At 73.1% G+C, this 23,759-nt stretch carries 23 protein-coding genes; 10 read left to right on the forward strand and 13 right to left on the reverse strand.

Going from position 1 to position 23,759, the window contains the following annotated elements; genetic code table 11:
* Positions 1-50: 50 nt before the first annotated feature.
* From ACFV8H_RS02790 to ACFV8H_RS02830, 9 genes are all read right to left on the reverse strand, one after another.
* Positions 51-338: a hypothetical protein gene (locus ACFV8H_RS02790; RefSeq protein WP_380396239.1), complete on the reverse strand. Its 288-nt coding sequence runs from the start codon at positions 336-338 to the stop codon at positions 51-53.
* 7 nt (positions 339-345) lie between these two features.
* A complete protein-coding gene (locus tag ACFV8H_RS02795) occupies positions 346-1,797 on the reverse strand; it encodes a hypothetical protein (RefSeq protein ID WP_380396240.1) in 1,452 nt (483 codons plus the stop codon).
* Positions 1,798-1,827: 30 nt separating this feature from the next.
* Positions 1,828-2,160, reverse strand: a complete 333-nt coding sequence (locus ACFV8H_RS02800) for a WXG100 family type VII secretion target (protein WP_380396241.1) — start codon at positions 2,158-2,160, stop codon at positions 1,828-1,830.
* A 157-nt stretch (positions 2,161-2,317) separates the two neighbouring features.
* Positions 2,318-2,638, reverse strand: a complete 321-nt coding sequence (locus ACFV8H_RS02805) for a DMT family transporter (protein WP_375894509.1) — start codon at positions 2,636-2,638, stop codon at positions 2,318-2,320.
* Positions 2,639-2,645: 7 nt separating this feature from the next.
* Entirely contained in the window at positions 2,646-3,353 is a 708-nt protein-coding gene (locus tag ACFV8H_RS02810) for an HAD family hydrolase (RefSeq protein WP_375894512.1), read from the reverse strand.
* A gap of 64 nt (positions 3,354-3,417) precedes the next feature.
* Complete coding sequence (locus tag ACFV8H_RS02815) at positions 3,418-4,503, reverse strand: ABC transporter ATP-binding protein (protein WP_375894514.1); 1,086 nt, start codon at positions 4,501-4,503, stop codon at positions 3,418-3,420.
* A 31-nt stretch (positions 4,504-4,534) separates the two neighbouring features.
* Complete coding sequence (locus ACFV8H_RS02820) at positions 4,535-5,344, reverse strand: ABC transporter permease (protein WP_380396341.1); 810 nt, start codon at positions 5,342-5,344, stop codon at positions 4,535-4,537.
* The gene (locus ACFV8H_RS02825) at positions 5,344-6,336 is read right to left on the reverse strand and encodes an ABC transporter permease (protein WP_380396242.1); all 993 of its coding nucleotides are present in this window, start codon (positions 6,334-6,336) and stop codon (positions 5,344-5,346) included. The genes ACFV8H_RS02820 and ACFV8H_RS02825 overlap by 1 nt, the downstream gene beginning before the upstream one ends.
* 8 nt (positions 6,337-6,344) lie before the next feature.
* Positions 6,345-7,514, reverse strand: coding sequence for an ABC transporter substrate-binding protein (locus ACFV8H_RS02830; RefSeq protein WP_380396243.1), 1,170 nt, complete (start codon positions 7,512-7,514; stop codon positions 6,345-6,347).
* A 412-nt stretch (positions 7,515-7,926) separates the two neighbouring features.
* Between ACFV8H_RS02830 and ACFV8H_RS02835 the strand changes: the two genes are divergently transcribed.
* On the forward strand, positions 7,927-8,706 hold the full coding sequence (locus ACFV8H_RS02835) for a GntR family transcriptional regulator (protein ID WP_375894522.1): 780 nt from the start codon (positions 7,927-7,929) through the stop codon (positions 8,704-8,706).
* Positions 8,707-8,782: 76 nt separating this feature from the next.
* Here the strand turns inward: ACFV8H_RS02835 and ACFV8H_RS02840 are convergent, their stop codons facing one another.
* Complete coding sequence (locus ACFV8H_RS02840) at positions 8,783-10,372, reverse strand: TauD/TfdA family dioxygenase (protein ID WP_380396244.1); 1,590 nt, start codon at positions 10,370-10,372, stop codon at positions 8,783-8,785.
* Positions 10,373-10,686: 314 nt separating this feature from the next.
* Between ACFV8H_RS02840 and ACFV8H_RS02845 the strand changes: the two genes are divergently transcribed.
* Positions 10,687-12,327 (forward strand): APC family permease, encoded by a 1,641-nt coding sequence (locus tag ACFV8H_RS02845; RefSeq protein WP_380396245.1) that lies wholly within the window; start codon positions 10,687-10,689, stop codon positions 12,325-12,327.
* Positions 12,328-12,379: 52 nt separating this feature from the next.
* Here the strand turns inward: ACFV8H_RS02845 and ACFV8H_RS02850 are convergent, their stop codons facing one another.
* Entirely contained in the window at positions 12,380-13,459 is a 1,080-nt protein-coding gene (locus ACFV8H_RS02850; RefSeq protein WP_380396246.1) for a pyridoxal-phosphate-dependent aminotransferase family protein, read from the reverse strand.
* A 175-nt stretch (positions 13,460-13,634) separates the two neighbouring features.
* Here ACFV8H_RS02850 and ACFV8H_RS02855 point away from each other — a divergent pair, with 175 nt between their 5' ends.
* From ACFV8H_RS02855 to ACFV8H_RS02890, 8 genes are all read left to right on the forward strand, one after another.
* Complete coding sequence (locus ACFV8H_RS02855; protein WP_375894531.1) at positions 13,635-14,726, forward strand: amidohydrolase family protein; 1,092 nt, start codon at positions 13,635-13,637, stop codon at positions 14,724-14,726.
* A gap of 113 nt (positions 14,727-14,839) precedes the next feature.
* Positions 14,840-15,517, forward strand: coding sequence for a uracil-DNA glycosylase (locus ACFV8H_RS02860; RefSeq protein WP_380396247.1), 678 nt, complete (start codon positions 14,840-14,842; stop codon positions 15,515-15,517).
* A gap of 188 nt (positions 15,518-15,705) precedes the next feature.
* Positions 15,706-16,662 (forward strand): SCO1860 family LAETG-anchored protein, encoded by a 957-nt coding sequence (locus ACFV8H_RS02865; protein ID WP_380396248.1) that lies wholly within the window; start codon positions 15,706-15,708, stop codon positions 16,660-16,662.
* 162 nt (positions 16,663-16,824) lie between these two features.
* On the forward strand, positions 16,825-17,847 hold the full coding sequence (glnII, locus tag ACFV8H_RS02870) for a glutamine synthetase GlnII (RefSeq protein WP_375894540.1): 1,023 nt from the start codon (positions 16,825-16,827) through the stop codon (positions 17,845-17,847).
* 274 nt (positions 17,848-18,121) lie between these two features.
* A complete protein-coding gene (locus ACFV8H_RS02875; RefSeq protein WP_380396249.1) occupies positions 18,122-19,228 on the forward strand; it encodes an LLM class flavin-dependent oxidoreductase in 1,107 nt (368 codons plus the stop codon).
* Positions 19,229-19,269: 41 nt separating this feature from the next.
* Positions 19,270-19,806, forward strand: a complete 537-nt coding sequence (locus tag ACFV8H_RS02880; RefSeq protein ID WP_375894546.1) for a hypothetical protein — start codon at positions 19,270-19,272, stop codon at positions 19,804-19,806.
* Positions 19,803-20,351 carry a hypothetical protein gene (locus tag ACFV8H_RS02885; protein ID WP_380396250.1) on the forward strand — a complete coding sequence of 183 codons (549 nt, stop codon included), beginning with the start codon at positions 19,803-19,805 and terminating at the stop codon, positions 20,349-20,351. The genes ACFV8H_RS02880 and ACFV8H_RS02885 overlap by 4 nt, the downstream gene beginning before the upstream one ends.
* Positions 20,345-21,184 carry an MOSC domain-containing protein gene (locus tag ACFV8H_RS02890; RefSeq protein ID WP_380396251.1) on the forward strand — a complete coding sequence of 280 codons (840 nt, stop codon included), beginning with the start codon at positions 20,345-20,347 and terminating at the stop codon, positions 21,182-21,184. The genes ACFV8H_RS02885 and ACFV8H_RS02890 overlap by 7 nt, the downstream gene beginning before the upstream one ends.
* On the opposite strand, the gene cobC is transcribed toward ACFV8H_RS02890, so the two are convergent.
* Together cobC and ACFV8H_RS02900 are read right to left on the reverse strand one after the other, a co-directional pair.
* Positions 21,150-22,241 carry an Rv2231c family pyridoxal phosphate-dependent protein CobC gene (gene cobC, locus ACFV8H_RS02895; protein WP_380396252.1) on the reverse strand — a complete coding sequence of 364 codons (1,092 nt, stop codon included), beginning with the start codon at positions 22,239-22,241 and terminating at the stop codon, positions 21,150-21,152. The two genes, ACFV8H_RS02890 and cobC, sit on opposite strands and share 35 nt — an antisense overlap.
* Positions 22,238-23,662 (reverse strand): cobalamin biosynthesis protein, encoded by a 1,425-nt coding sequence (locus tag ACFV8H_RS02900; protein ID WP_380396253.1) that lies wholly within the window; start codon positions 23,660-23,662, stop codon positions 22,238-22,240. Before ACFV8H_RS02900 ends, cobC begins: the two co-directional genes overlap by 4 nt.
* Positions 23,663-23,759: the final 97 nt, after the last annotated feature.

The following is a 23,759-nucleotide window of genomic DNA, read 5'->3' on the forward strand; positions in this document are numbered from 1 at the left end:
GATCGAGGGAAGCCGCGGGGAAGCCGGTCAGATCGGGATCCGCGGCTTCCTCAGTCAGGTGGGATCGGGACTTCCTCGGAGCCGAGGAGGAGGTACGCGCGAACCTTCTCGAGATACGCGTACATCTCCTCGTCGGTCTCGAACTCGACCCAGGTGAGTTCGCAGTACTCACCTCGGGTGAGATCCCGCTCGGCGAAGAGTTGAGTGAACCACTTCTGGAGTTCTTCACCCCATACGGGGTTCGACATGCTGATGGTTCTCTTCAAGCGATCCATGTAGGAGAAGGCCATCTCGACATTGAGGTACTGCCGCATGAATCCGGCGAGTTCAGGTTCCATGACGTCCTTACGGATGCTTTCCCGCTGCCGGGTTGGCGTAGGAGGTGACCAGATGCCACTTTCCATGTGCATCGGGTTCGTAGAAGGTGGCGATTTCCCCGCCTTCGAAGTCCACTGGCAGGTAGCGGCTCGGATCCTGCGGATCCTTGTAGAAACCGGTGAAGCGTTTGTGGCCGTCGGGTCCGAGGATATCTTCGATCGGGATCGGACTGTTGAGTGGGCGTCCGTTCTCCCTGATGTACTTCCGCATGTACTTGTCGACCGCGACCAGATCCGCGGGATCGTCGTACCGGGTGGCGTAAGGCCCGCACTTGTGCACCCCCCCGCCCTCGCCGTCCACCGTGGTGCCGGTCAGCGGGTCGATGTGGTCTTTGGACTTGACGTGGCCCGCGTTGCTCGAGGCTTGGGTGTACACCTTGGGCGACCCGTCCGGGTTGGTGATCGTGGTGCCGAGCCGCGTCTGCAGGGCGGTGTCGTCTGCCTTGACGTGGCGGCCGGGGGCGTGGCCCTCGCCGCTGAGGTCGGCGATGCGCTTGGCGGTGTCGACTCCCTTGCCACTGGGGCCGGCTCCACTGCTGACGGCGCCGAGCACGATGTCGAGGGGCATGACCGGGCCGGTCTGGAAGGTGTAGTCATAGCCCGCGGTGAGGGCAGCGCCGGTGACCATGCGGCCGGGTACGGTATCCGCGGCGTTGCCGACCTTCGCGACAGCAGCGAGGGCGACGGATGCGTTGTCGGAGACCTCGGCGGCCGTGGAGACCACACGAGCGCCGGCACCGAGGCCGGAGCCGGCGCCACCCATGATCAAGCCGGTCTTGAATGAGTCAGCGACTTCCTGCCCGCTGTAGCCGCCGTCGTCGAAGAACTCGACCCGGATGGGCTGGGCGACGGCGAGGTCGACGGTGATGGCCTCGACGGCGCCGAAGGCGGCGCCGACCAGGACGGTGGCGGCGATCATGGCGATGGTCTCGGAGACGGTCACGCCCAGGGCGGAGGCCGCGGCGACGATGCCCGCGCTGGCGGCGAGGGCGGCGCCCTCGGAGATGCCCAGGGTGAAGAAGGCGAGCGCGGTGCCGGCGACCAGCGTGCCGCCGACGATCGCGGCTTCCTCCTCCAGCTTCTTGATCGCCTTGTCGACCGCGTCGGCGAACTCGCGCAGCGCCTTGGCCAGGTTGCGGCAGGCTTCGGCGGTCTCGGGCATGAAGCCCTTGCCCTTGCCGGCGCTGTCCTTGCCGCCGTAGTACCGGCCCCAGAACGTGCCGAAGGCGTCGATGGCGGGGCCGTGGTTGTTGGCGACGATCGCGGCGGCGGCCTGGTTGGTGGGGACGGTGACGTTGTCGAGGGCGGTGGCCATCGCCTCCCAGGCGTCGGCGACCTTGCGGAGCTTGTCGGCGTCGGCGTCGGGCCACCACATCCCGGTGAGCTTGCGGACGGCCTTGGCCGCCGTGGACTCACCCATGCGCCCGCCCCGCCCGGGGGCGTCGGCCGGTCACGGGGTCAGGCCCTTCTTGACGTGGTTGTCGGCGTCGGTGTGGTTGTCGGCGTGGGCGTTCAGTCCCTCGCCGATGCTGGTCAGGCCCTTGACCAGGACGTCGAGTGCGGAGAGTACGTGGTCGTGCGGGGTGTTGTAGGCCTGGGCGAACTCGTTGCCCTGCTTGTCGCCGCCCCACGGGCTGCCCGCGTCGGCGAGGCTGCGCTTGAGCTTGTCGAGCGCGTCCTTGAGTGCCTTGCTCTGGTTCTCGAAGGTCGGCGCGGCGTCCTTGAGCTGCCCCGGCCGGATCCTGAACTCCGGCCCACCCGCCTTCGCGGCGTCATCACCCACGGCATCGTCCCCCGTACTGTCCGTTCATCAGAAAAGCGCGAAGGACAGGACGGTGGGACGGCCGACGGGGTTTCAGTGAGGCGGCGTGAGGTGGGTCACTTGACCGCGCGGGCGCCTGGGCAGGCGGCGCCCCGGGCCGGGCCGGGGGGGGGGGTGGTCAGTGGCCGCCCTTGAGGTTGAGGACGACGACTCCGACGATGATCAGGGCGATGCCGAGGATCTGCACCTTGCCCAGTGATTCGCCGAAGGCGACCACGCCGATGCCGGCGACTGCGGCCGTTCCGGCGCCCGACCAGACGGCGTAGGCGACCGAGACCGGGATGTGCTTGAGGGCGCGGCCGAGGAGGTAGAAGGACAGCGCGTAGCCGACCCCGACGCCGAGGCTGGGCCAGAGGCGGGTGAAGCCCTCGGTGAGTTTGAGGCAGCTGGTGGCGCAGACCTCGCTCAGGATGGCGAGGGCGAGCAGGACGTAGGGCATGTCGCTGTCAAACGGCCGGGGCGGTGGAGAGCTTCCCCAGCAGGGCCAGGTCGGCGCGCTCCAGGCTGTCCAGCAGGGTGATCCGCCGGCCGTCGGGCATCGGGACGGCGGTGGAGGGTACGGCGAGCACCGCGCAGCCGGCCGCGGCGGCGGAGGTGACCCCGGTGGGGGTGTCCTCGACGGCGACGCAGGTGGCCGGGTCGAGGCCGAGCCGCTCGGCGGCGGCCAGGTACGGGTCCGGCGCGGGCTTGGTGCGGGGGGTGTCCTCGGCGGCCATGGTGACGGCGAACCAGTCGCGGCCGATGGAGGACAGGACGAGGTCCACCACCAGGCGCGGGGAGGCGGAGACCAGCGCGGTGGGCACCTGTGCGTCGCGCAGGGCGGCCAGCAGGGCGAGCGCGCCGGGGCGGGGCACCGTCTCGGCGGCGACCTTGGCGGCGAAGGACTCGCCGAGCACCGTGGCGAGCTCGGCCTCGGGGCGGCTGGTGCCGCTGACCCTGTGCAGGTGGGCGGCGGTGTGCTCGACGGCCTGGCCGAGCACCTCGGGGGCGTCCTGGTCGGTGAGCGGGTGGTCCAGCTCCTCGGCGAGTTCGGCGGCGGCCTTCCACCACAGCTGCTCGGTGTCGACCAGGGTGCCGTCCATGTCGAAGAGGACGGCGGCGGGGAGGGGGACGGGGGCGGAGGGAGTGGGAACGGACGGGACGGTTTCAGGCATGGCGGTACCTTCGGTGGTTCTTCTGAGGGTGCAGAGGCGGTAACGAGGATCCCAGACGGGCCGCTCAGGCGGTTCGGCGGTCCACCAGTACCGGGCGCTCCGGCAGGGTGAGCTCGGCGCGCGCGCCGGCCGGCAGGGCGGCGGCGGCCTCGGTGGGCAGGTCGGCCTTGACCTCGGTGCCGTCGTCGAGGCGGACGGTGAGCCGGGTGACGGCGCCCAGGAAGGACGCGGTGACCACCTGGGCCGGGCCGGTCGCGGACGGGGTGAGGACGACGTTCTCCGGGCGGACCAGCACCTGGAGTTCGCCGTCGGCGGGCGCGGTGCCGTCGACCGCGTGCCGGCGGCCGAGCACCTCGACGCCGTCCGGGGTGCGGGTGCACGGGATGCGGCTCATGGTGCCGACGAACTCGGCGACGAAGGGGGTGGCCGGCCGGCCGTACAGCTCGGACGGGGTGGCGCACTGCTCCAGCTTCCCGGCCCGCAGCACGGCGACCCGGTCGGCCATGGACAGCGCCTCCTCCTGGTCGTGGGTGACGAACAGGGTGGTGATGCCCAGCTCCTGCTGGAGGCGGCGGATCTCCTCGCGCAGCTGGAGGCGGACCTTGGCGTCCAGCGCGGACAGCGGCTCGTCCAGCAGCAGCACGCGCGGCTGGAGGGCGAGCGCGCGGGCGAGCGCGATGCGCTGCTGCTGGCCGCCGGACATCTGGTGCGGGTAGTGCTCGGCGCGGTGCGGCAGGCCGACCAGTTCCAGCAGCTCCTGGGCGCGCTTGCGGCGTTCGGCCTTGCCGGTGCCGCGCATCCGCAGCCCGAAGGCGACGTTGTCCAGCGCGGTCAGGTGCGGGAAGAGGCTGTACGACTGGAACACCATGCCCGCGTCGCGCTTGTGGGCGGGGATCGAGGTGATGTCCTGCCCGTCGACCAGCACCTCACCGGAGTCGTGCTGCTCGAAGCCGGCCAGGATGCGCAGCGCGGTGGTCTTGCCGCAGCCGGACGGGCCGAGCAGGGCGAGCAGTTCACCGGGCCGGACGGTCAGGTCCAGACCGTCGAGGGCGGTGGTGGCGCCGAACGCGCGGCGCAGCGAGCGGAACTCGACGGTGGCGCCGCCGGCGGCGGTCGCGGCCCGGGAGGCGGTGGCGGTGGCCGTGGTCATGGCTGGTAACTCCTGGAGAACGGGGGGTGGTTCAGGACCGGGCGGCCTTGCGGCCGCGGCCGACGGCGGACATCAGCAGCAGGACGAGCCAGACGATCAGCAGGCTGAGCATCGACACCGCGACGGACATCTGGCCGTCGCTCTTGCCGTTGGAGTTGATCCACACCGAGAAGGGGCCGAAGCCGAGGATGGAGGCGGTGGTGAACTCGCCGAGCACCAGGGCGACGGTGAGCACGGCGCCGTTCAGCAGCGCGCTGCGCAGGTTCGGCAGGACGACGGTGAACACCGCGCGCAGCCAGCCGGCGCCGCAGTTGCGGGCGGCCTCGACCAGCGTGACCACGTCCACGCCGCGCAGTCCGGCGTCGATGGCCCGGTAGGCGAACGGCAGGGCCATCAGCACGTAGGCGATGACCAGGACGATCGGGAAGTCCGGGTTCTGGATGGCCACGATGGTCTGGAAGAACGGGGTGTCCTGGAGGTAGTCCGGGCCCCAGCGCAGCACGCCGATGATGCCGGTGGTGAGGGCCACCACCGGGACGACCAGCGGCATCGAGCACATGACCTCGATGACCGGGCGCAGCTTCGGCGCGCCGAGCCGGGCGGCGAGCACCGCGGGGACGAGCAGGAGCAGCAGCACCGCCACGGTGACGACGGCCAGTTCGAGGCTGAGCACCAGGCTGTCGGTGAAGCCGGGGGCGTTCAGCAGCTCGGTGTAGGCGCGGAAGGTGGTGCCGTTCTTGTGGTCGTCGACGCTGAAGACCACCGACGAGACCAGCGGCACCGCGAAGTAGATCCCGCAGAGCAGCAGGACCAGGCCGCGGCCGAAACGGATGCGATTGATCAGGCGAGCCACTTGGCACTCCGGCGCTGAAGGGGCAGGTACACGGCCATCACCAGGCAGGCGACCACGATCATGTCGAGGCCGAGGGCGAGGGCGAGGTTGCCCTGGCCGACCAGGACGTTGCCGGACAGCGCGTCGCCGATCTGCATCGAGATCAGCGGCACCGAACTGCCCACCATGGCCTCGGCGGTGGCGTACGCGGCGAAGGAGGCGCCGAACAGCAGCACGAAGCCGCCGAGCAGCGAGGGCAGCAGGACGGGCAGCGCCACGTGCCGCCAGTACTGCACGCCGGTGGCGCCGTTGTTGTACGCGGCCTCGCGCCACTGGACCTTGAGGCCCTCCAGGGCCGGGGTGATGGTGATGACCATCAGCGGCACCAGGAAGTACAGGTAGACCACGGACAGGCCGGAGAAGGTGTAGAGGTTCCAGCCGTGCTGGGTCAGGCCGAGCTTCTTGGTGACCTCGCCGGAGTTGCCGAGGGTGGCGACGAACATGAAGGCCAGCGGGACGCCGCCGAAGTTGGCGAGCACGCCGGAGGCGGACATCACGGCCTCGCGGAAGGCGCGGAACCGGGAGGTCGCCACGGCCTGGGCCAGCGGCAGGCCGACCACGGTGGCGATCAGCGCGGTCAGCAGGGAGAGCTTCACGCTGCCCCACAGGGCCGTCCAGTAGGCGCCCTGGAGCGAGCCGGTGAGGTTGTCGAGGGTGAAGGCGCCGCCGCCGTCGGGGGCGTCCGAGGAGGTGGTGAAGGCGCCGATGACGATCGCGACGGCGGGCAGGCCGAAGCCGATCGCGAAGAAGAGGATCAGGGGGAGGGCGGCGAGCCAGGCGCGGCTGCCGCGGGCCCGGCGCGCGGCCGGGCGGGGGGCCTCGGTGTGTACCGTGGTGGCGGTGACCGGGGCCGGGGCGGGGGAGACGGGGCCGGGGGCGCCGCCCCCGCCGCTCTGGGCGGCGGAGGCGTCGGCCGGCACCGGGGTGGGAGCCGTAGTCATCAGTCAGATCAGCCCGAGATCGCCTTGGCCCAGTTCTCCGTCACGACCTTCTTGGCCGCGGTGGTCTGGTCGTCGGTGGGGAAGGTGGTGAAGGGCTTCTCGATGGCCGGGAGCTTGGCGGCGGCGGCCGCGTCCAGGGTGCCCGCGGCCTTCATGGCGTCGAACAGGGCCGGGGTGGCGTAGCCGCCCAGGTAGCCGTTCTGGCCCTCCGCGCTGTAGAGGTACTCCTCCCACAGGCGGGCGGCGGCCGGGTGCGGCGCGTCCTTGTTGATGGCCTGGTTGTAGAAGCCCGCGTAGATGCCGTCGGACGGGATGCTGACCTGCCAGTCGATGCCCTTGTCCTTGAACTTGTCGGTGTAGCCGGCGTTCAGGTAGGACCAGTCGACGCTGATCGGGGTCTCGCCCTTCTCGATGGTCGCCGGGGTGACCTCGACCGGGTTGAAGTTCCCGGCCTGCTTGAGCTTGCCGAAGAAGTCGATGCCGGGCTGGATGTTGTCCAGCGAACCGCCGTTGGCCAGGGCGGCGGCCATGACGGCGCTGTACGCGGCGTTCGCCTTGGTCGGGTTGCCGTTGAGCGCGACCATGCCCTTGTACTCGGGCTTGAGCAGGTCGGCGAAGGTCTTCGGGCAGGGCGACACCTTCTTGGCGTCGCAGGCGATCGAGACGTAGCCGCCGTAGTCGTTGTAGCTCAGACCGTTGGCGTCCTTCATGGAGGCCGGGATCTTGTCGAAGTCGGCGACCTTGTAGGGGGCGAACAGGCCCTGCTTGCCGCCGGAGGTGGCGAACGCGGCACCCAGGTCGACCACGTCGGGGGCGCGGTCCTGGCCCTTGCGGGAGGTGATCGCGTTGATCTCGTCCTGGCTGGAGCCGTCCGGGTTCTCGTCCTCGATGTCGATGCCGTACTTCGCCTTGAAGCCGTCCATCAGCTTGCCGTAGTTCGCCCAGTCGCGAGGCAGCGTGATGACGTGCAGCTTGCCTTCCTTCTTGGCGGCGGCGACCAGGGCGTCCATGCCGCCGAGGTCGGCGGCCGAGGTGGCGGTCTTGGCGCTCTTGCCGCCCGCGGCGTCGCTGCCGGACTTCGCGGTGGAGGAGCCGGCGGAACCGCAGGCGGTGAGGGACAGCGCGGCGGCGGTCAGGACGGCCGCGAAGGCGGCGGAGCGGGCACGGTGCACGGACACGGGTCAGTCTCCTGATCGGGTGTACTGCGAAGGGGGGTGCTGCACGGGAGTGGTGTCCGATCTGATCGGGGGATCGATCGTGCGAGTGGCCGGGGCGCGGATCCGTCGGTGGCCCGTCGGGAGATCCGTCGGGAGATCTGTCGGGGGTCCTTGCCGCGTTCGTCCGGTATCCGTTCGGAACCGTCCGAGTTGACTAGCCAACTTCGCTGACGGAGGTAAGTAACCCGAAGTTCGGTGACGGGAAGGTGAACGGACGGCCCAGAACCGGGGTCGGCTGCGGGAACGGTGGAATCCGGCCATCGGTGCGTGATCCGTTCGGTGCGATGCTCGAACGGCGCAGCGGGATAAGGTCGGGCTGTCCGTGCCGGTACGGCTGCGCTGGACACCGCCCCTGGAGGGTCAATTGAGTGACGTGGCAGTAGAGCCCGGGCGCCCCGTCGAGCGCACGGCCGGAGCCCTGTACCGCAAGGTGGCCGCCGATCTGCGCGAGGCCATCACCACCGGCGCGTACGGCGAGGCCGGCCGGCTGCCCGCCGAGGGCGCGCTGGCCGAGCAGTACGGGGTCTCCCGCGGCACCGTCCGCCAGGCGCTCGCCGTGCTGCGCTCCGACGGGCTGGTCACCTCCCGCCGCGGCACCCGCCGGGTGGTGCTCGGCGGCGCCCGGGTGCAGAGCTTCTCCGAACTGCTCAGCTTCACGCACTGGGCGTACTCGATGGGCGAGGAGCCCGGCGGCATCCTGGACTCCCTGGTGCGCCGCCCGGCCGACGCGGCCGAGCGCGAGCAACTGCGGCTGGAGCCCGGCGCCGAGGTGTACGTCACGGTCCGGCTGCGGACGCTGTCCGGCACCCCGGTGATGGTCGAGCGGACGATCTACCCGCCGCGGGTCGGCGAGATCGTCGCCGAGCTGCCGCCGGACGTCGTCTCGCACACCGAGGTGCTGCGCGAGCACGGCATCCTGTTCACCGACGCCGACCACACCATCGACATCGTCGCGGCCAACGCCGAGGACGCCCGACTGCTCGGCTGCCGCCGGGGCGGCCCGCTGCTGCGCGAGCGGCGGCGCACCACCGACCCGACCGGCACGCCGGTGGAGTGGTCCCAGGACCGCTACCTGCCCGGGACGGTGGCGTTCAGCGTGCACAACTCGCTGGCCACGTCGGCGCTTTCGCGGCACGCCCGGGAGCTGGACTGAGCTCCCGGGCGCGCTCGGCGTCCTGCGCGGCCTACGCGCCCTACGCGTCCTGCGCGTCCTGCGCGTCCTGCGCGTCCTACCGCATGAGTGAGGCGAGCAGCGGGCGGTAGTGCTCGAAGTCCGGCGTCCGCAGGCCCGGCTCCTTCGCCTGCTCGTCCCACCGGCGTACGGCCACCGCGTCGACGGCGCCCGGGAGTTCGGCGAAGGCGGCGGCCTCCTCGGTGCCCATCGGGCCGCCCTGGACGGTGAGGGTGTACTCGGAGGCCTCGGAGAGCCGGGCGCGGTAGCCGGGCTCGACCGCGCACAGGTAGCGCTTGGCGGCCACGTGCAGCCGGACCGGCTCGGTGACCTCCGGGCCGAACCAGGCGGCCAGCCGGTCGGCGCCGGTGTGGCTGTGCCGGTTGTCCTGACCCTCCATCAGATCCCGTCCGTGCAGCGGGCCGTGGCCGTGCTCATCAAAGAAGTGTCCGACGTCGTGCAGCAGGGCCGCGGCGACCAGGTGGCCGGGGGCCCCGGCGGCCTCGGCGGCGGCCGCGGCCTGGAGCATGTGCTCGGCCATGGTGACCGCCTCGCCCAGGTACTCCCCGGCGCCCTCGCCCGCGAACAGCCCGGCCAGTTCGTCCAGGGCGGCGGTGCGGCGGTGCAGCACGGCGAGGGTGCTGTGCAGGGAGTCCAGGTCCGCGTAGCACCCCTGGAGGTGCCGGTGGCCGTCCTGCTGGAAGGCCGTACGGGCGTGCAGCAGGCGGGTGTTGTCGAAGACCAGGCAGTCGCCCGGGCCGAGCCGGAAGGTCAGCTGGAGCTCGGGGCGCAGGGTGATCGCGGCGAAGCGGCGGTAGGCGGCGTAGAAGGCTTCCCGGTCGTCGCCGCGGAGCGTGCCGATCGAGCGGTTGTTGAACCGGACCTCGCGGATCCGGCCCAGCGGGTCCACGTCGATCAGCGGGCGGTCGGCGCGCAGTTCGGTGCGGCGGTCGCGGAAGACGAAGGGGACGGGCGTGCGGGTGAGCGTCGCGAAGTCCTCGGGGGCCTCGTCCCGGAGGATCGCCGCCGCCTGGAAGCCGTCCACCAGGCCGGAGTCGCCGCCGGTCGCCGAGTTCTCCAGGCAGTGCAGCAGTTGGAGGGTGGGCACCGGGTCGCGGTACGGGTTGTCGGTGTGCGGGGCGATCGTCCTGTTCGTGAACGCGAGGTTGTTGGGGTCCGGCTCGACCCGGACGTCGAACAGCTCGCCGTAGTTGGTGACCCGCACGTAGCCGAAGCTCTCGGCCACCCGCAGCACCTGCCGTTCCACGGTGGGCACCCCGCGCAGCACCGCGAAGCCGCTGCGCCGGACGGCGGCGAGGACGGCGGCCTGCTCGGCGGGGTCGGTGAGGTAGGCCTCCCAGTCGGCCTCGGGGATGCCGCGGGCGAAGTCGGCGGCCGTCCAGAGCCGCTTGTCCTGCTCGGTGCGGCCGTCGCCGCCGGCCGGCTCGGCCAGCCAGGCGAGCGGGTAGCGGGAGCGGTGGCCGTCGGACCAGAGCACCTCCAGGTGGCCGTCGGTCTCCGTGCTCGCGGCGATCGCGAGGTCCGGCGGGAGGTCGTCGATCTGGAACAGCTTCTGGCCGTTGCGCGGGTCCCGGCAGTCGGCGCAGGGGCAGTTGTCGCGCAGCCAGTACGGCGGCAGCTCGGTCACGGTCTCCTCCTCGGCGGTAAGTTGTCTAGCCAACTTCGGCTCTGGGCGGAGCCTGCCGGTCCCCGGTGAGTTCCGCGTGCCGGTCGGATGAACGCCCGGGGAACTGTGTCGGGGGGAGTGACCGAAAACCGTCGGGGCGGGGCGGGGCGGGGCGGGGCCGGGCCGGGCGGATGGTGCCGCGCCGACCGGCGGCCGGGTGCCGTCCGCTCCGGCCGTTCGGGTGAGGGGACGTGGGGCGCGGCGCGTTTCCCGGTGGGTGCGGATGCCGCTGCGGCACTGTCGGGGGGATTCCCCGAGGTGAGAGGCGTGGCGCCATGGCCCATTCCAATACGACGGCATCGCCCCCCACGGGGCACGGCGGGCTGAAGCGCGAGGTCGGCGTCGCCGGGCTGCTCTTCGCCTCGGTCGGCGCGATCATCGGGTCCGGCTGGCTGTTCGGGGCGCAGAAGGCGGCGGTGGCAGCCGGGCCCGCCGCCCTGCTGTCCTGGGGCATCGGCGCGGTGGCGATCATCCTGCTGGCGCTGATCCATGCTGAGCTGGGCGGACTGTTCCCGGTCGCCGGCGGCACGGCCCGCTACCCGCACTACGCCTTCGGCGGCTTCGCCGGGATGTCCTTCGGCTGGTTCACCTGGCTCCAGGCCGCGACCATCGCGCCGATCGAGGTCCAGGCGATGATCAACTACGCCCGGCACTGGACCTGGGCGGACGGCTTCCTCAACAAGGACCTGACACTGACCGGGACGGGCTTCCTGGTCGCGGCCGTGCTGATGGGCGTGTTCGTCGCGATCAACTTCCTCGGCGTCCGGCTCCTCGCCCACACCAACAGCGTGGCCACCGTGTGGAAGGTCGCGATCCCGATCCTGGCGATCTTCGCGCTCGGCATCCAGGACTTCCACGGCTCCAACTTCACCGTGCACGGCTTCGCGCCGGACGGCGCCAAGGGCGTGCTCGCCGCGATCAGCACCAGCGGCGTGATCTTCGCGCTGCTCGGCTTCGAGCAGGCCATCCAGTGGGCGGGGGAGAGCCGCAACCCCCGCCGGGACATCCCCCGGGCCGTCCTCGGGTCGGTGGTGATCGGCACGATCATCTACGTGCTGCTCCAGGTGGTGTTCATCGGCGCCCTGCCGCCGGAGACCTTCGCCGGGGGCTGGGCCAAGCTCGACTACCCGGGGATCAGCGGCCCGTTCGCGGGCCTCGCCACGCTGATCGGCCTCGGCTGGCTGGCGACGATCCTGTTCATCGACGCGGTGATCTCGCCCGCGGGCACCGGGCTGGTCTACATCACCTCCAGCTCCCGGGTCACCTACGGCCTCAGCCGCAACGGCTACGCGCCGCAGGCCCTCCAGCGCACCGACCGCAACTCGGTGCCCTGGCTCGGGCTGCTGATCGCCTGGGTCGCCGGCGTCATCTGCTTCCTGCCGTTCCCGAGCTGGCAGAAGCTGGTCGGCTTCATCACCTCGGCCGTCGTGCTGATGTACGCGGGCGCGCCGCTGGCCTTCGGGGTGCTGCGCAAGCGACTGCCCGGGATGGAGCGCTCGTACCACCTGCCGGCCGGCACGGTCATCTCGCCGATCGCCTTCGCGGTGGCGAGCCTGGTCATCTACTGGTCCGGCTGGGACACCCTGTGGCGCCTCGGGCTGGCGATCCTGATCGGGTACGCGCTGCTCGGCGGGTACTCGGCGTACGCCGCCTCGAAGGGGGTGCCGAACGCGCCGCGGATGGACTTCAAGGCCGGGCAGTGGCTGCCGGTCTACCTGGTCGGCATGGGGATCGTCTCGTGGCAGGGCACCTTCGGCGTGGGCGCCAAGGGGAACCTGCCGCTGTGGTGGGACATCGGGGTCGTGGTGGTGTTCTCGCTGCTCATCTACTACTGGGCGCTGTCCGTCGCGCTGCCGGCGGAGGAGATCGAGCGGAACATCCGGGGCGTCGAGGTGGTGGACGCGGGCGGGCACTGAGCGCGGCCGGGAGAACGGCCCCCGAAGCGGTTCGGGGGCCGTTCGGCGTTTCCTAGGCGGCGGCCTTCCACGCCGCCTCGGCGGCCTCCAGCGCCGCGTCGGCGTCGCCCCCGGTGGCCGTGGCGAGGGCGGTCAGGCAGGCCCGGACGGTGTCCAGCGAGGCCGCCGTGCCGTAGTGGTTGACGCGGAGCATGGAGGCCGCCAGTGCCCCGCCGCCGGGCTGGACGGGCAGCGCCGGGTCGAGGGCGGCGGCGAGCTCGGCGGCGTGCACCCCGGCCGGGGTGCGCAGGGTGGTGGCGACCGGAGCCGCGGCGGCGTCCTGGTGGACGTACGGGCTGAGCGTGCCGAGGGCGCGGGCGCCGGCCCGGGTGGCGGCCGAGGCGGCGCGGTGCCGGGCGATCACGGTGGGCAGGCCGTCGGCGGCGATCCGGTCCATGCAGGCGCCGAGCGCGAGCATCTCCAACTGGGCCGGGGCGTGCGGCAGTACGGCGCGGCCGGCGTCCGTCCAGCGCTCCTTCCAGTCCAGCAGGGACAGGTAGGAGCGGCGCGGGGCGGCCGGGTTGGCGGCGATCCGCTCCCAGGCACGCTCGGAGACGGAGACGGCGGAGACCCCGGCCGGGCCGCCCATCGCCTTCTGGCCGCCGATCACGCACAGGTCGATGCCCCACTCGTCGGTGAGCAGCGGCTCGGCGGCGACCGAGGCGACCGCGTCGAGCATCAGCAGGGCGCCGTGCGCACGGACCACGGAGGCGATCCCGGCGACCGGGTTGGTGTTGCCGGTGGCGGCCTCGGCGTGCACCAGGGAGACGAAGTCGATCTCCGGGTGGCTTGCCAGCGCCTCGCCGACCTGCTCGGGGCTCACCGCGCTGTCGAAGGGCACCGCGAGGTCGACCACCGTCGTCCCGCAGGAGCGCAGCCAGTTGCCGAAGGTCTGGCCGTACGGGCCGGTGACGATGTTGAGCGCGGTGGAGCCGGGGTGCGCGGCCCCGCGGATCGCCGCCTCCAGGGGCAGCAGGGCCTCGCCCTGGGTGACGATGACGTCGGCCTCGGTGTGCAGCAGCGCGGCGACCTGGTCCTCGATCGCCGCGAACCCGGCGGCGCTGAGCGGGGGGAGGTCGAGCAGGGAACTCACGCGCCCGCCTCGCTTCGCTCGACGAGGGCGTTCGCCAACGCGCTCCTCTTGATGGTTCGCTCGCTGCGCTCTCTCACGGCTTCACGGCCTTTCACGGGGCGGGTGGTGGGTGCGGCAACGAGTCTGCCGCATGCGCGCCGGTGGCAGGGAACGCGCCCGTCGGTAGAGTGCGGCCATGACTGAAGGTGCGGTGCTGCACGTCCGGGGCCGGGTGCTGGTCGGTCCGGAGGAGGTCCGGGACGAACTCTGGGTGGTGGACGGCCGGGTGAGCTTCACCCGCCCGCCGACCGCCGGGGACGTCCGGACGGTGACGGGCTGGGTGCTGCCCGGTCTGGTGGACGCGCACTGCCACGTCGGCCTGGACGCGCACGGCGCCGTGGACGCCGAGACCAGCGAGAAGCAGGCGCTCACCGACCGTGACGCGGGCACCCTGCTGATCCGCGACGCCGGCTCGGCCGCCGACACCCGCTGGATCGACGAGCGCGAGGACCTGCCCCGGATCATCCGGGCCGGCCGGCACATCGCCCGCACCCGCCGCTACATCCGCAACTACGCCCACGAGATCGAGCCCGGGGACCTCGCCGCCTACGTGCGGGCCGAGGCCCGGCGGGGCGACGGCTGGGTGAAGCTGGTCGGCGACTGGATCGACCGCGAGCGCGGCGACCTCGCCGCCTGCTGGCCGGGCGACGCGCTGGCCGAGGCGATCGCGGCGGCGCACGAGGAGGGCGCGCGGGTCACCGCGCACTGCTTCGCGGCGGAGTCGCTGCCGGACCTGCTGGCGGCCGGGATCGACTGCGTCGAGCACGCCACCGGGCTGACCGAGGAGCTGATCCCGGCCTTCGCCGAGCGCGGGGTGGCCATCGTGCCGACCCTGGTCAACATCGCCACCTTCCCGCAGCTGGCGGCCGGCGGGGAGGCCAAGTTCCCGGCCTGGTCGGCGCACATGCGGCGGCTGCACGAGCGCCGCTACGACACCGTGGGCGCCGCGCACGACGCGGGCATCCCGGTGTTCGTCGGCACCGACGCGGGCGGTTCGCTCGCCCACGGGCTGGTCGCGGACGAGGTGGCGGAGCTGGTGAAGGCGGGGCTGAGCCCGGCCGAGGCACTGTCGGCGGCGAGCTGGGGCGCACGGGAGTGGCTCGGGCGGCCGGGGCTGGAGGAGGGCGCTCCGGCGGACTTCGTGGTGTACGAGGAGGACCCGCGGGCGGACGTCCGGGTGCTCGCGGACCCGCGCACGGTGGTGCTGCGGGGGCGGCCGGTGGGGTGACCGGGCGCGGCGGTCGGCGAGGCGGTGGGCGGCCCGGTGGCTGCTCCCGGTGATCGTTCGCGGTGACCCTCCGTCGTGACGCCCTGTCGGTATCGGCCGATAGGGTGACGACCATGGCACCGCGTCCACTGAATGAGATCGTCGAGCCCGGCTGGGCCACCGCACTTGAACCCGTCGCCGGGCAGATCGCCGCGATGGGCGACTTCCTCCGCGCCGAGATCGCGGCGGGCCGCACCTACCTGCCGTCCGGGCCGAACGTGCTGCGGGCGTTCCAGCAGCCGATCGCCGACGTCCGGGTACTGATCGTCGGGCAGGACCCGTACCCGACGCCCGGCCACGCCGTCGGCCTGAGCTTCTCGGTGGCACCGGAGGTCCGGCCGATCCCGCCGAGCCTGATCAACATCTTCCGGGAGTACGGCACCGACCTCGGCCTGCCGCAGCCCTCCAACGGCGACCTCACGCCCTGGACGCAGCAGGGCGTCCTGTTGCTGAACCGGGCGCTGACCACCCAGCCGCGCAACCCCCGGTCCCACAAGGGCAAGGGCTGGGAGGCGGTCACCGAGCAGGCGATCCGGGCGCTGGTGGCGCGCGGCGGTCCGATGGTGGCGATCCTGTGGGGCAGCGACGCCCGCAACCTGCGCCCGCTGCTGGGCACCATCCCGACGGTGGAGTCGGTGCACCCGAGCCCGATGTCGGCCGACCGCGGCTTCTTCGGCTCGCGGCCGTTCAGCCGGGCCAACGAGCTGCTGGTGCGGCAGGGGGCGCAGCCGGTGGACTGGCGGCTGCCGTAAGGGAGTTGCTCCCGTAGCAGATCCCGGTCAGTGCCGGACGTCAATCTCACCCCAACGAGTGAAATGACGTTCCGTGAGGCTCATGTGACGGATCGTTTGAGAAGACTGGCGGCTCATCGTTTCACCTGTGTGGGGGTTCCGCCATGTCTTCCCGGCCGTCTCGCCGAATCGTTTCCGCTTCCGCCGCCGTGGCGGTGAGCACACTGCTCACCGCCGGGCCCGTCCAGGCCGCGCCGGCCACGACCGGGTCGACCGCCTCCGCGCCGGCCACGACCGCGCCCTCGTCGGGCAGGGCCCGTGCCGTCACCGCCGAGGTCGCCCTGGACGTCAGCTTCCTGAACAAGGCGGTCGACGTCCCGGTGGACATCGCGCTCAACAAGGTGGAGACGCCCGAGCAGAGGGACGGCTCGGTGCTGACCGCCAAGGTCGCGGGCGTCGACCAGAACGGCCCGGTCGAGCTGGTCAAGGCGGACATCGGCAAGTCCGTCACCCGGGTCGACGCCAAGGGCGCCACTGCCTCCGTCAAGCTGGTCAACGCCGACGTGCACGCCCCCGGCCTGCCCGCCACCGCGCTGCTCGGCCTGGAGGCGATGAGCGCCGAGGCCACCTGCCCGGTCGACGGGCAGCCGACCGCGAACGTGGTCGCCCCCGCCAAGCTGACCGTGCTGGGCAAGCCCGTCACCGTCGGGCTGTACGGCCCGACCAAGGTGGACGTGCCGCTGGTCGGCAGCGTGTCGGTGGAGTTCTCCAAGAAGAGCACCACCACGACCACCGCCGCCGCCTCGGCCCTGGAGATGCAGGTGGAGGTGAACCCGCTCAACCTGAACGTCGCCAAGGTCACCGGGAAGATCACCGTCGCCTCGGTGAGCTGCGAGAAGCCGTCCGGCCCGGCCGCCACCGGCACCCCGAGTACGCCGAGCGCCGTGCCGACGTCCGCGCCCGCCGCCCAGCCGGTCGCGGACGCCGGCACCTCACGCGCCGCCGTGCCGCAGGCGGCGGTGGAGAAGCCCGAGCGGCTCGCCACCACCGGCGGCAGCAGCGCCACCGGGCCGCTGGCCGCCGGGGCCGCCGCCCTGGTCGCGGGCGGTGCGGCCGCGCTGTGGGCCACCCGGCGCCGCCGGGCCGCGCACGCCCGTCGCGGCTGAGCACCCGCAGCGGTGCGGGGTGCCACGCCCGGCACTCCCGCACCGTGACCGTGCCGATGCGGACGGTTGGTTCACATGCGCGTTACACGAGAGGAACAACCGGGAAACGGCGACTTGCGACGCTACGCGGGCATCCACCACCCAGCAATCGAGGGAAACGCCGTGGCAATCAAGGCCGAGTACATCTGGATCGACGGCACCAAGCCGACCGCGAAGCTCCGTTCCAAGACTCGCGTCCTGCCCAACGCCGACAAGATCCCGACCTGGGGCTTCGACGGTTCCTCGACCAACCAGGCCGAGGGCCACGCCTCGGACCGCGTGCTGGACCCGGTGAAGGTCACCAAGGACCCGATCCGTGGTGGCGACAACATCCTCGTCCTGTGCGAGGTCCTGGAGACGGACGGTACCCCGCACGAGTCCAACACCCGCGCCCTGCTGCGCGAGGTCGAGGAGAAGTACACCGTGCAGGAGTCGATCTTCGGCATCGAGCAGGAGTACACCTTCTTCAAGGGCTCCCGCCCGCTGGGCTTCCCCGAGGGCGGCTTCCCGGCCCCGCAGGGCGGCTACTACTGCGGCGTCGGCGCCGAGGAGGTCTTCGGCCGCGAGATCGTCGAGCTGCACCTGGACCGCTGCATGGACGCCGGCCTGGCGATCTGCGGCATCAACGCCGAGGTCATGCCCGGCCAGTGGGAGTTCCAGATCGGCCCGGTCGACGCCCTGACCGTCTCGGACGACCTGTGGATCGCCCGCTACCTGCTCTACCGCACCGCCGAGGAGTTCGGCATCGACGCCACCCTGGACGCCAAGCCGGCCCGGGGCGACTGGAACGGCGCGGGCGCCCACACCAACTTCTCCACCAAGGCGATGCGCGAGGGCTACGACGCCATCATCACCGCCTGCGAGTCGCTCGGCGCCTCCCAGGAGATCGTGATGGACCACGTCACCCAGTACGGCGCCGACATCGAGTCCCGCCTGACCGGCAAGCACGAGACCGCCCCGTGGAACGTCTACAGCTACGGCGTCTCCAACCGCGGCGCGTCCGTCCGCATCCCGTGGCAGGTCGAGGTGGAGCAGAAGGGCTACATCGAGGACCGTCGCCCGAACGCGAACGTCGACCCGTACGTCGTCACCCGCCTGCTGATCAACACCTGCTGCGCGGCCCTGGAGAAGGCCGGCCAGGTCTGATCCCCGCCCCTGGCGTGCACCGTCCGTAGGCCCTTCCCCGCCCGGGGGAGGGCCTACGGGCTTTGCTCTGCCCGGTGTTCGCCGGGTCGGGCATAATCGAGCGCATGACCGCTCCCCGCCCCCGCCTCCTCGTGCGCCGACTGCACGTGGACCTGGCGCGGGTGTGGGCGGCCGGCTGTCGTCGTCGGTGAGTTCTCAGCAGCAGGACCGAAGCAGGACCGAAGCAGGACCGACCGACCCCAGACCGCACCGGCCGCAGGAGTGTGTCCGTTCCATGGCTCTCACCTTCCACTGGTTCCTCCCCACCAACGGCGACAGCCGGCAGATCGTCGGCGGCGGGCACGGCTCGACGCCCGGTACGGCCGGCTCCGATCGGCCGCCGAGCATCGGCTACCTGGGCCAGATCGCCCGCAGCGCCGAGCAGTTGGGCTTCGAGGGGGCGCTCACGCCGACCGGTGCCTGGTGCGAGGACGCCTGGCTGACCACCGCGATGCTGACCCAGGTGACCGAGCGGTTGAAGTACCTGGTGGCGTTCCGGCCCGGGCAGCTCAGCCCCACCCTGGCGGCGCAGATGGCCGCGACCTACCAGCGGCAGTCCGGCGGGCGGCTGCTGCTCAACGTGGTGACCGGCGGCGAGTCCGCCGAGCAGCGCGCCTACGGGGACTTCCTGGACAAGGACGCCCGCTACGCCCGCACCGGGGAGTTCCTGGACCTCACCCGGCGGCTCTGGGCGGGGGAGACCGTCGACCACGACGGCCCCCACCTGCGGGTCGAGCGGGCGCGCCTGACCCGGCTGCCCGACCCGGTGCCACCGGTGTACTTCGGCGGCTCCTCCCCGGCGGCCGGCGAGGTCGCGGCCCGCTCCGCCGACGTCTACCTGACCTGGGGCGAACCGCCCGTCCAGGTCCGGGAGAAGATCCGGTGGATCCGTGAGCTGGCCGCCGCCCGGGGCAGGGCGGTGCGGTTCGGGATCCGCCTGCACGTGATCACCCGGGACAGCTCCGCCCAGGCCTGGGCGGAGACCGAACGGCTGCTCGCCGGCATGGACCCCGGGCGGGTCCGGGAGACCCAGCGGGCCCTCGCCGAGAGCGAGTCGGAGGGGCAGCGGCGGATGCTCGCGCTGCACGGCGGCTCGGCGCAGCGGCTGGAGGTGCACCCGGGGCTGTGGGCCGGCATCGGGCTGCTCCGCGGCGGGGCGGGCACCGCGCTGGTGGGCAGCCACCGGGAGGTCGCCGACCTGATCACCGAGTACCACGAGCTGGGGATCGACGAGTTCGTGCTGTCGGGCATGCCGCACCTGGAGGAGGCCTACTGGTTCGGCGAGGGGGTGCTGCCGCTGCTGGCCGCCCGCGGCCTGTGGCGCCGACCGCAGGCGGGGTAAACCACTGGTCAATCCCGGTCGCCCGCCGGAGAATTCACGGCATGACTCGACAGCCGCTGCTCCTCCTCGACGTGGACGGACCCCTCAACCCCTACGCCGCGCCGAGGCTGCGGCGGCCGGACGGCTACCGGACGCACGAGCTGATGCCCACCTGGTGGGCCGATCGGCAGACCCGGCGCTCCGCCGACGGCGAGGCGAAGCCGCTGCGGGTGTGGCTGAACCCGGCGCACGGGCCGGAACTGCTGGCGCTACCGTACGAGTTGGTGTGGGCGACGACCTGGATGGACGAGGCGAACGCCCTGATCGGCCCGCGCCTCGGGCTGCCCGAACTCCCCTACGTCCGCTGGACGGAGCTGTTCGGCGAGGACCCGGACGGGCTGCACTGGAAGACGAAGGACGTGGTGGCCTGGGCCGCCGGTCGGCCGTTCGTCTGGGTCGACGACGAACTCGGGCCGCAGGACGCCGAGTGGATCGCGGCGCACCACCCGGGCCCGGCGCTCACCCTGCACGTCAACCCCCGGGTCGGCATGCTCGCCGGCGACTTCGCGACCCTGCGGGACTGGGCGGCCGCCGCATGACCGGGTCGCCGTTGCTCCTGATCGACGTGGACGGGCCGCTCAACCCCTACGCCGCACCGGACTCCCGCTGCCCCGAGGGCTACGGCACCCACCGGCTGCTGCCCGAGTCCTGGGTCGCGCGGCACGCTCCGCAGCCGCGCGAGCAGGTCGAGCCGCTGCGGGTGTGGCTGAACCCGGCGCACGGGCCGGAACTGCTGTCGCTGCCGTACGAGTTGGTGTGGGCGACCACCTGGATGGACGAGGCGAACACCTTCATCGGCCCGTGCCTCGGACTGCCCGAACTCCCGTACATCCGCTGGAGCAACCTGTTCGGCGAGGACGGGGAGGACCCGGACGGGCTGCACTGGAAGACCAGGGACCTGGTGGCCTGGGCCGCCGGGCGGCCCTTCGTCTGGCTGGACGACGAACTCGGGCCCCAGGACATCGAGTGGATCGCGGCGCACCACCCGGCCGAGGCGCTGCCGCTCTGGGTCGACCCCCGGGCGGGGCTGCGGGAGCTGCACTTCGCGGCGCTGCGGGAGTGGGCGGAGGACGCGGCGTGCTGACCGGCGGATCCGCGGGCGAGCTGGTCGGCCGGGTCGAGCGGCTGCGGCGCTACCCGGTCAAGTCGCTGCTGGGGGAGGACCTCCCGGCGGCCGAGGTGTCCACGCGGGGGCTGGCCGGGGACCGGGCGCGCGCCCTGCTCGACCTGGAGACCGGACGGGTGGCCAGCGCCAAGAACCCCCACCGCTGGGCCGGACTGCTCGACTACTCGGCGACGGCCACGGCGGACGGCCGGGTGGCGGTGACCGGCCCGGACGGGCGCGCCGCGGGCGAGGCGGAGCTGTCCGAGGCCTTCGGCCGCAAGCTCGCCCTGATCGCCGAGCGCCCGCCCGGCGCGGAGGTCGAGCGGGCCGTCCCGGAGGAGGTGCTGGCGCGCGGGATCGAGGCGGAAGTGCCGGTGACCGTCAATGAGTTGGGGCGGGCCGCACCGGACGGCGGGTTCTTCGACTTCGCCCCGCTGCACCTGATCACCAGCTCCACACTGCTTGCCTTCGGCGTCGAGGCGGAGCGTTACCGGCCGAACCTGGTGCTCCGCACCGAGGGCGAGGGCTTCGTCGAGAACGCCTGGGTGGGGCGGGAGTTGACCGTCGGGGAGAGCCTGCGGCTGCGCATCGTGGCACCCACCCCGCGCTGCGCCGTCCCCACCCTGCGGCACGGCCCGCTGCCGCGCCGGACGGAGGCGCTGCGGGGCCCGGCCGCACGCAACCGGCTGGTCCCGCTGGCGGGCATGCCGGCCCTGCCCTGCGCGGGGGTGTACGCCCAGGTGCTGGCGCCGGGGGCGATCCGCACCGGCGACCCGGTCAGGCTGGACGCAGCGCCGCCTCCAGGGCGTTGAGGAAGCGGTCGGTGGTCTCCTCGTCCCGGACGGCGATCCGCAGCCAGTCCTCGCCCAGGCCGGGGAAGGTGTCCCCGCGCCGGACGGCGAAGCCGAGCTCGCGCAGCCGCGCCCGGACCGCCGCCGCGCCCGGCAGCCGGACCAGGACGAAGGAGGCGGCCGGCTCGCCGTGCAGCCGTACGGTCGGGAAGGCGGCCAGCCCCTTCACCAAGTAGTCGCGCCACAGGGTGAGTTCGGCGGCGGCCCGGTCCGCCTCGGCGAGCGCCGCCGGGCCGCTGCACACCTCGGCGGCGGCCAGCGCCGGGGTGGAGACCGGCCAGAGCGGCTGGGCGGCGCCGAGGGCGGCGATCAGCGGCGCCGGCCCGAGCGCGTAGCCGATCCGCAGTCCGGCCAGGCCCCAAGTCTTGGTGAGGCTGCGCAGGACGACGACCCGGCCGGGGAGGTCCCGGGCGGCGGCGAGGGACTCGCGCTCCCCGGGCACGGTGTCCATGAACGCCTCGTCCACCACCAGGGTGCGCCCGGGGCGGGCGAGTGCGGCGACGGCCCCGGCGGGGTGCAGGACGGAGGTCGGGTTGGTCGGGTTGCCGAGGACGACCAGGTCCGCCTGCTCGGGGACGGCGCCCAGCCGGAACCCGTCCCCGGGGGAGAGCAGCACCCGGTGCACCCGGTGCCCGGCGTCCCGCAGTGCGGCCTCCGGCTCGGTGAACTGGGGGTGCACCACGACGATGTGACGTGCCGTCAGGACCCGGGCGAGCAGTACGAAGGCCTCCGCGGCCCCCGAGGTGAGCAGCACCTCCTCGACCGGGCGCCCGTGCCGGGCGGCCACCGCCGCGCGGGCGGCGCCCTGGTCGGGGTAGGCGGCGAGGGTGCCGAGGGTGGCGGCCAGGTGCTCGCGCAGCCAGGCGGGCGGCGTGCCGGTGCGGACGTTCACGGCGAGGTCGATCAGGCCGCTCCCGTCGGCGCGCACCTCGGCGTCGCCGTGGTGGCGCAGGTCGGGCTCGGCGGCGTCCGGGTGCGTGGCGGCCGGGTGCGTGGCGGCCGGGTCGGTGGCGGTCATGCGGGGACCCCGTCCGTGTCGGCGGGCAGGCCGGGCACCCGTAGGAGCTCGTACGCCCCGGCGGGCACGGTGAGCCCGGCGCCGTCGCCCAGGGCGACCAGGGCGACGGCGTGCCCGTGCGCGGCGAGGGTGGCGGCCGCCCCGGCCGGGTCGACCACCCGGCCGGCCCGGTCGGTCGCCACCCCGGCCCGGTCCAGCACCGCGCCACGGGTGCTCCGCACCGTCCCGGGCTCCGGCAGCACGACCTGTCGCGTCCCCGGCCGGAGTAGCGCGGCCACCGCCTCGACGGCCTCCGGTCGGCCCACCACCACCGAGGCGCGACGCAGTTCGGTCAGCGCGCGCGGCACCAGCAGGTCGTGGGCGCCCGGCCCGAGGCCGATCAGCGCCAGCCGGCCGCGCACCGCCGCCCGGGCGATCGCGATCGTGGCCGTGGCCGACTTCCGCTTGGGGACGACGAGTTCGCCGCCGTCGGCGCCGGCCAGGGCCGCCGCCTCGGCGACGCTCGCGGTGCCGACGGCCGTGCCGACCGCCGCGGACGGATTCGGCACGGTGAGCCGGGCCAGGGCCTCGGCCGGGTGCTCGTCGACCGGCACGTTCAGGCAGCGCGCGGCCCAGAGCACCGCCGGGTGGTCGGCCTTGCCCGTCACGGTGGCGATCCGGGCGATCGCCGAGCGCAGGTAGCCGGTCTCCTTGAGCACGTCCGTCAGCAGGCGCATGGCGTCGGCCGATCCGGTGCCGCTGCCCGCGCCGATGCCGACGACCAGGGTGCGCGGGACGACCAGGAGGTCGTCGCCGTCCGGGTCCTCGCGGTCGGTGACCCGCAGGACGGGGGCGTCCTCGGGCGCGTCCGGCCGCACGTTCGGGGGCAGTGCGGGCAGCGGGTACGCCACCTCGGTGACCAGTCGGACCGGCCGTCCGTCCGCCGCCGCCTCCGCCGCCTCGCCGGCACCGGCCCGGCGGTACCGGACGGCGTGCGGGGTGAGCACGTCGAGCGGGTTCCCGGGGTCGGACGGGTTCCCGGAGTCGAGCGGGCTCCCGGGACCGGACGGGCTCCCGGGACCGGGCTGCGGGCCGGTGAACACCGGGGTGACGCCGAGGGCGCCGGCCACCTCCTCGGCCAGCTCCGCCGCGGAGTCGGAGTGGGTCAGCGGGATCACCCAGCGCCGGCCCGGGTCCACGCAGAGCACCTCGGCGCCGCGCGGGACGTCGACGCGGGGGTCGGTCAGCAGGCCGACGACGGCGGCGAGCGATCCGACGGCGATCACCTGGCGGTGGCGGTCGAGGGCGAACTGCATCGCCTCCGGCCCCTGGAAGCAGTTGCCGCGCGAGGCCCGGTAGGCGTGGCTGCTCTCCGGCCAGAGCTCCTGCAGCTCGTCGGTCAGCGGGCGGCCCGGCCCGTAGATGGCGACCAGTCCGATCACGTACCGCACTCCTTGCCGTCCCCGGCCCGGTGCTCGCGGGCCCCCGTGATCCCACCACGGGCGGTGGAGGGGGGTCAATCGCGGCGGGTGTGACCTG

The organism is Kitasatospora sp. NPDC059827, assembly GCF_042731675.1.
Lineage (GTDB): Bacteria > Actinomycetota > Actinomycetes > Streptomycetales > Streptomycetaceae > Kitasatospora.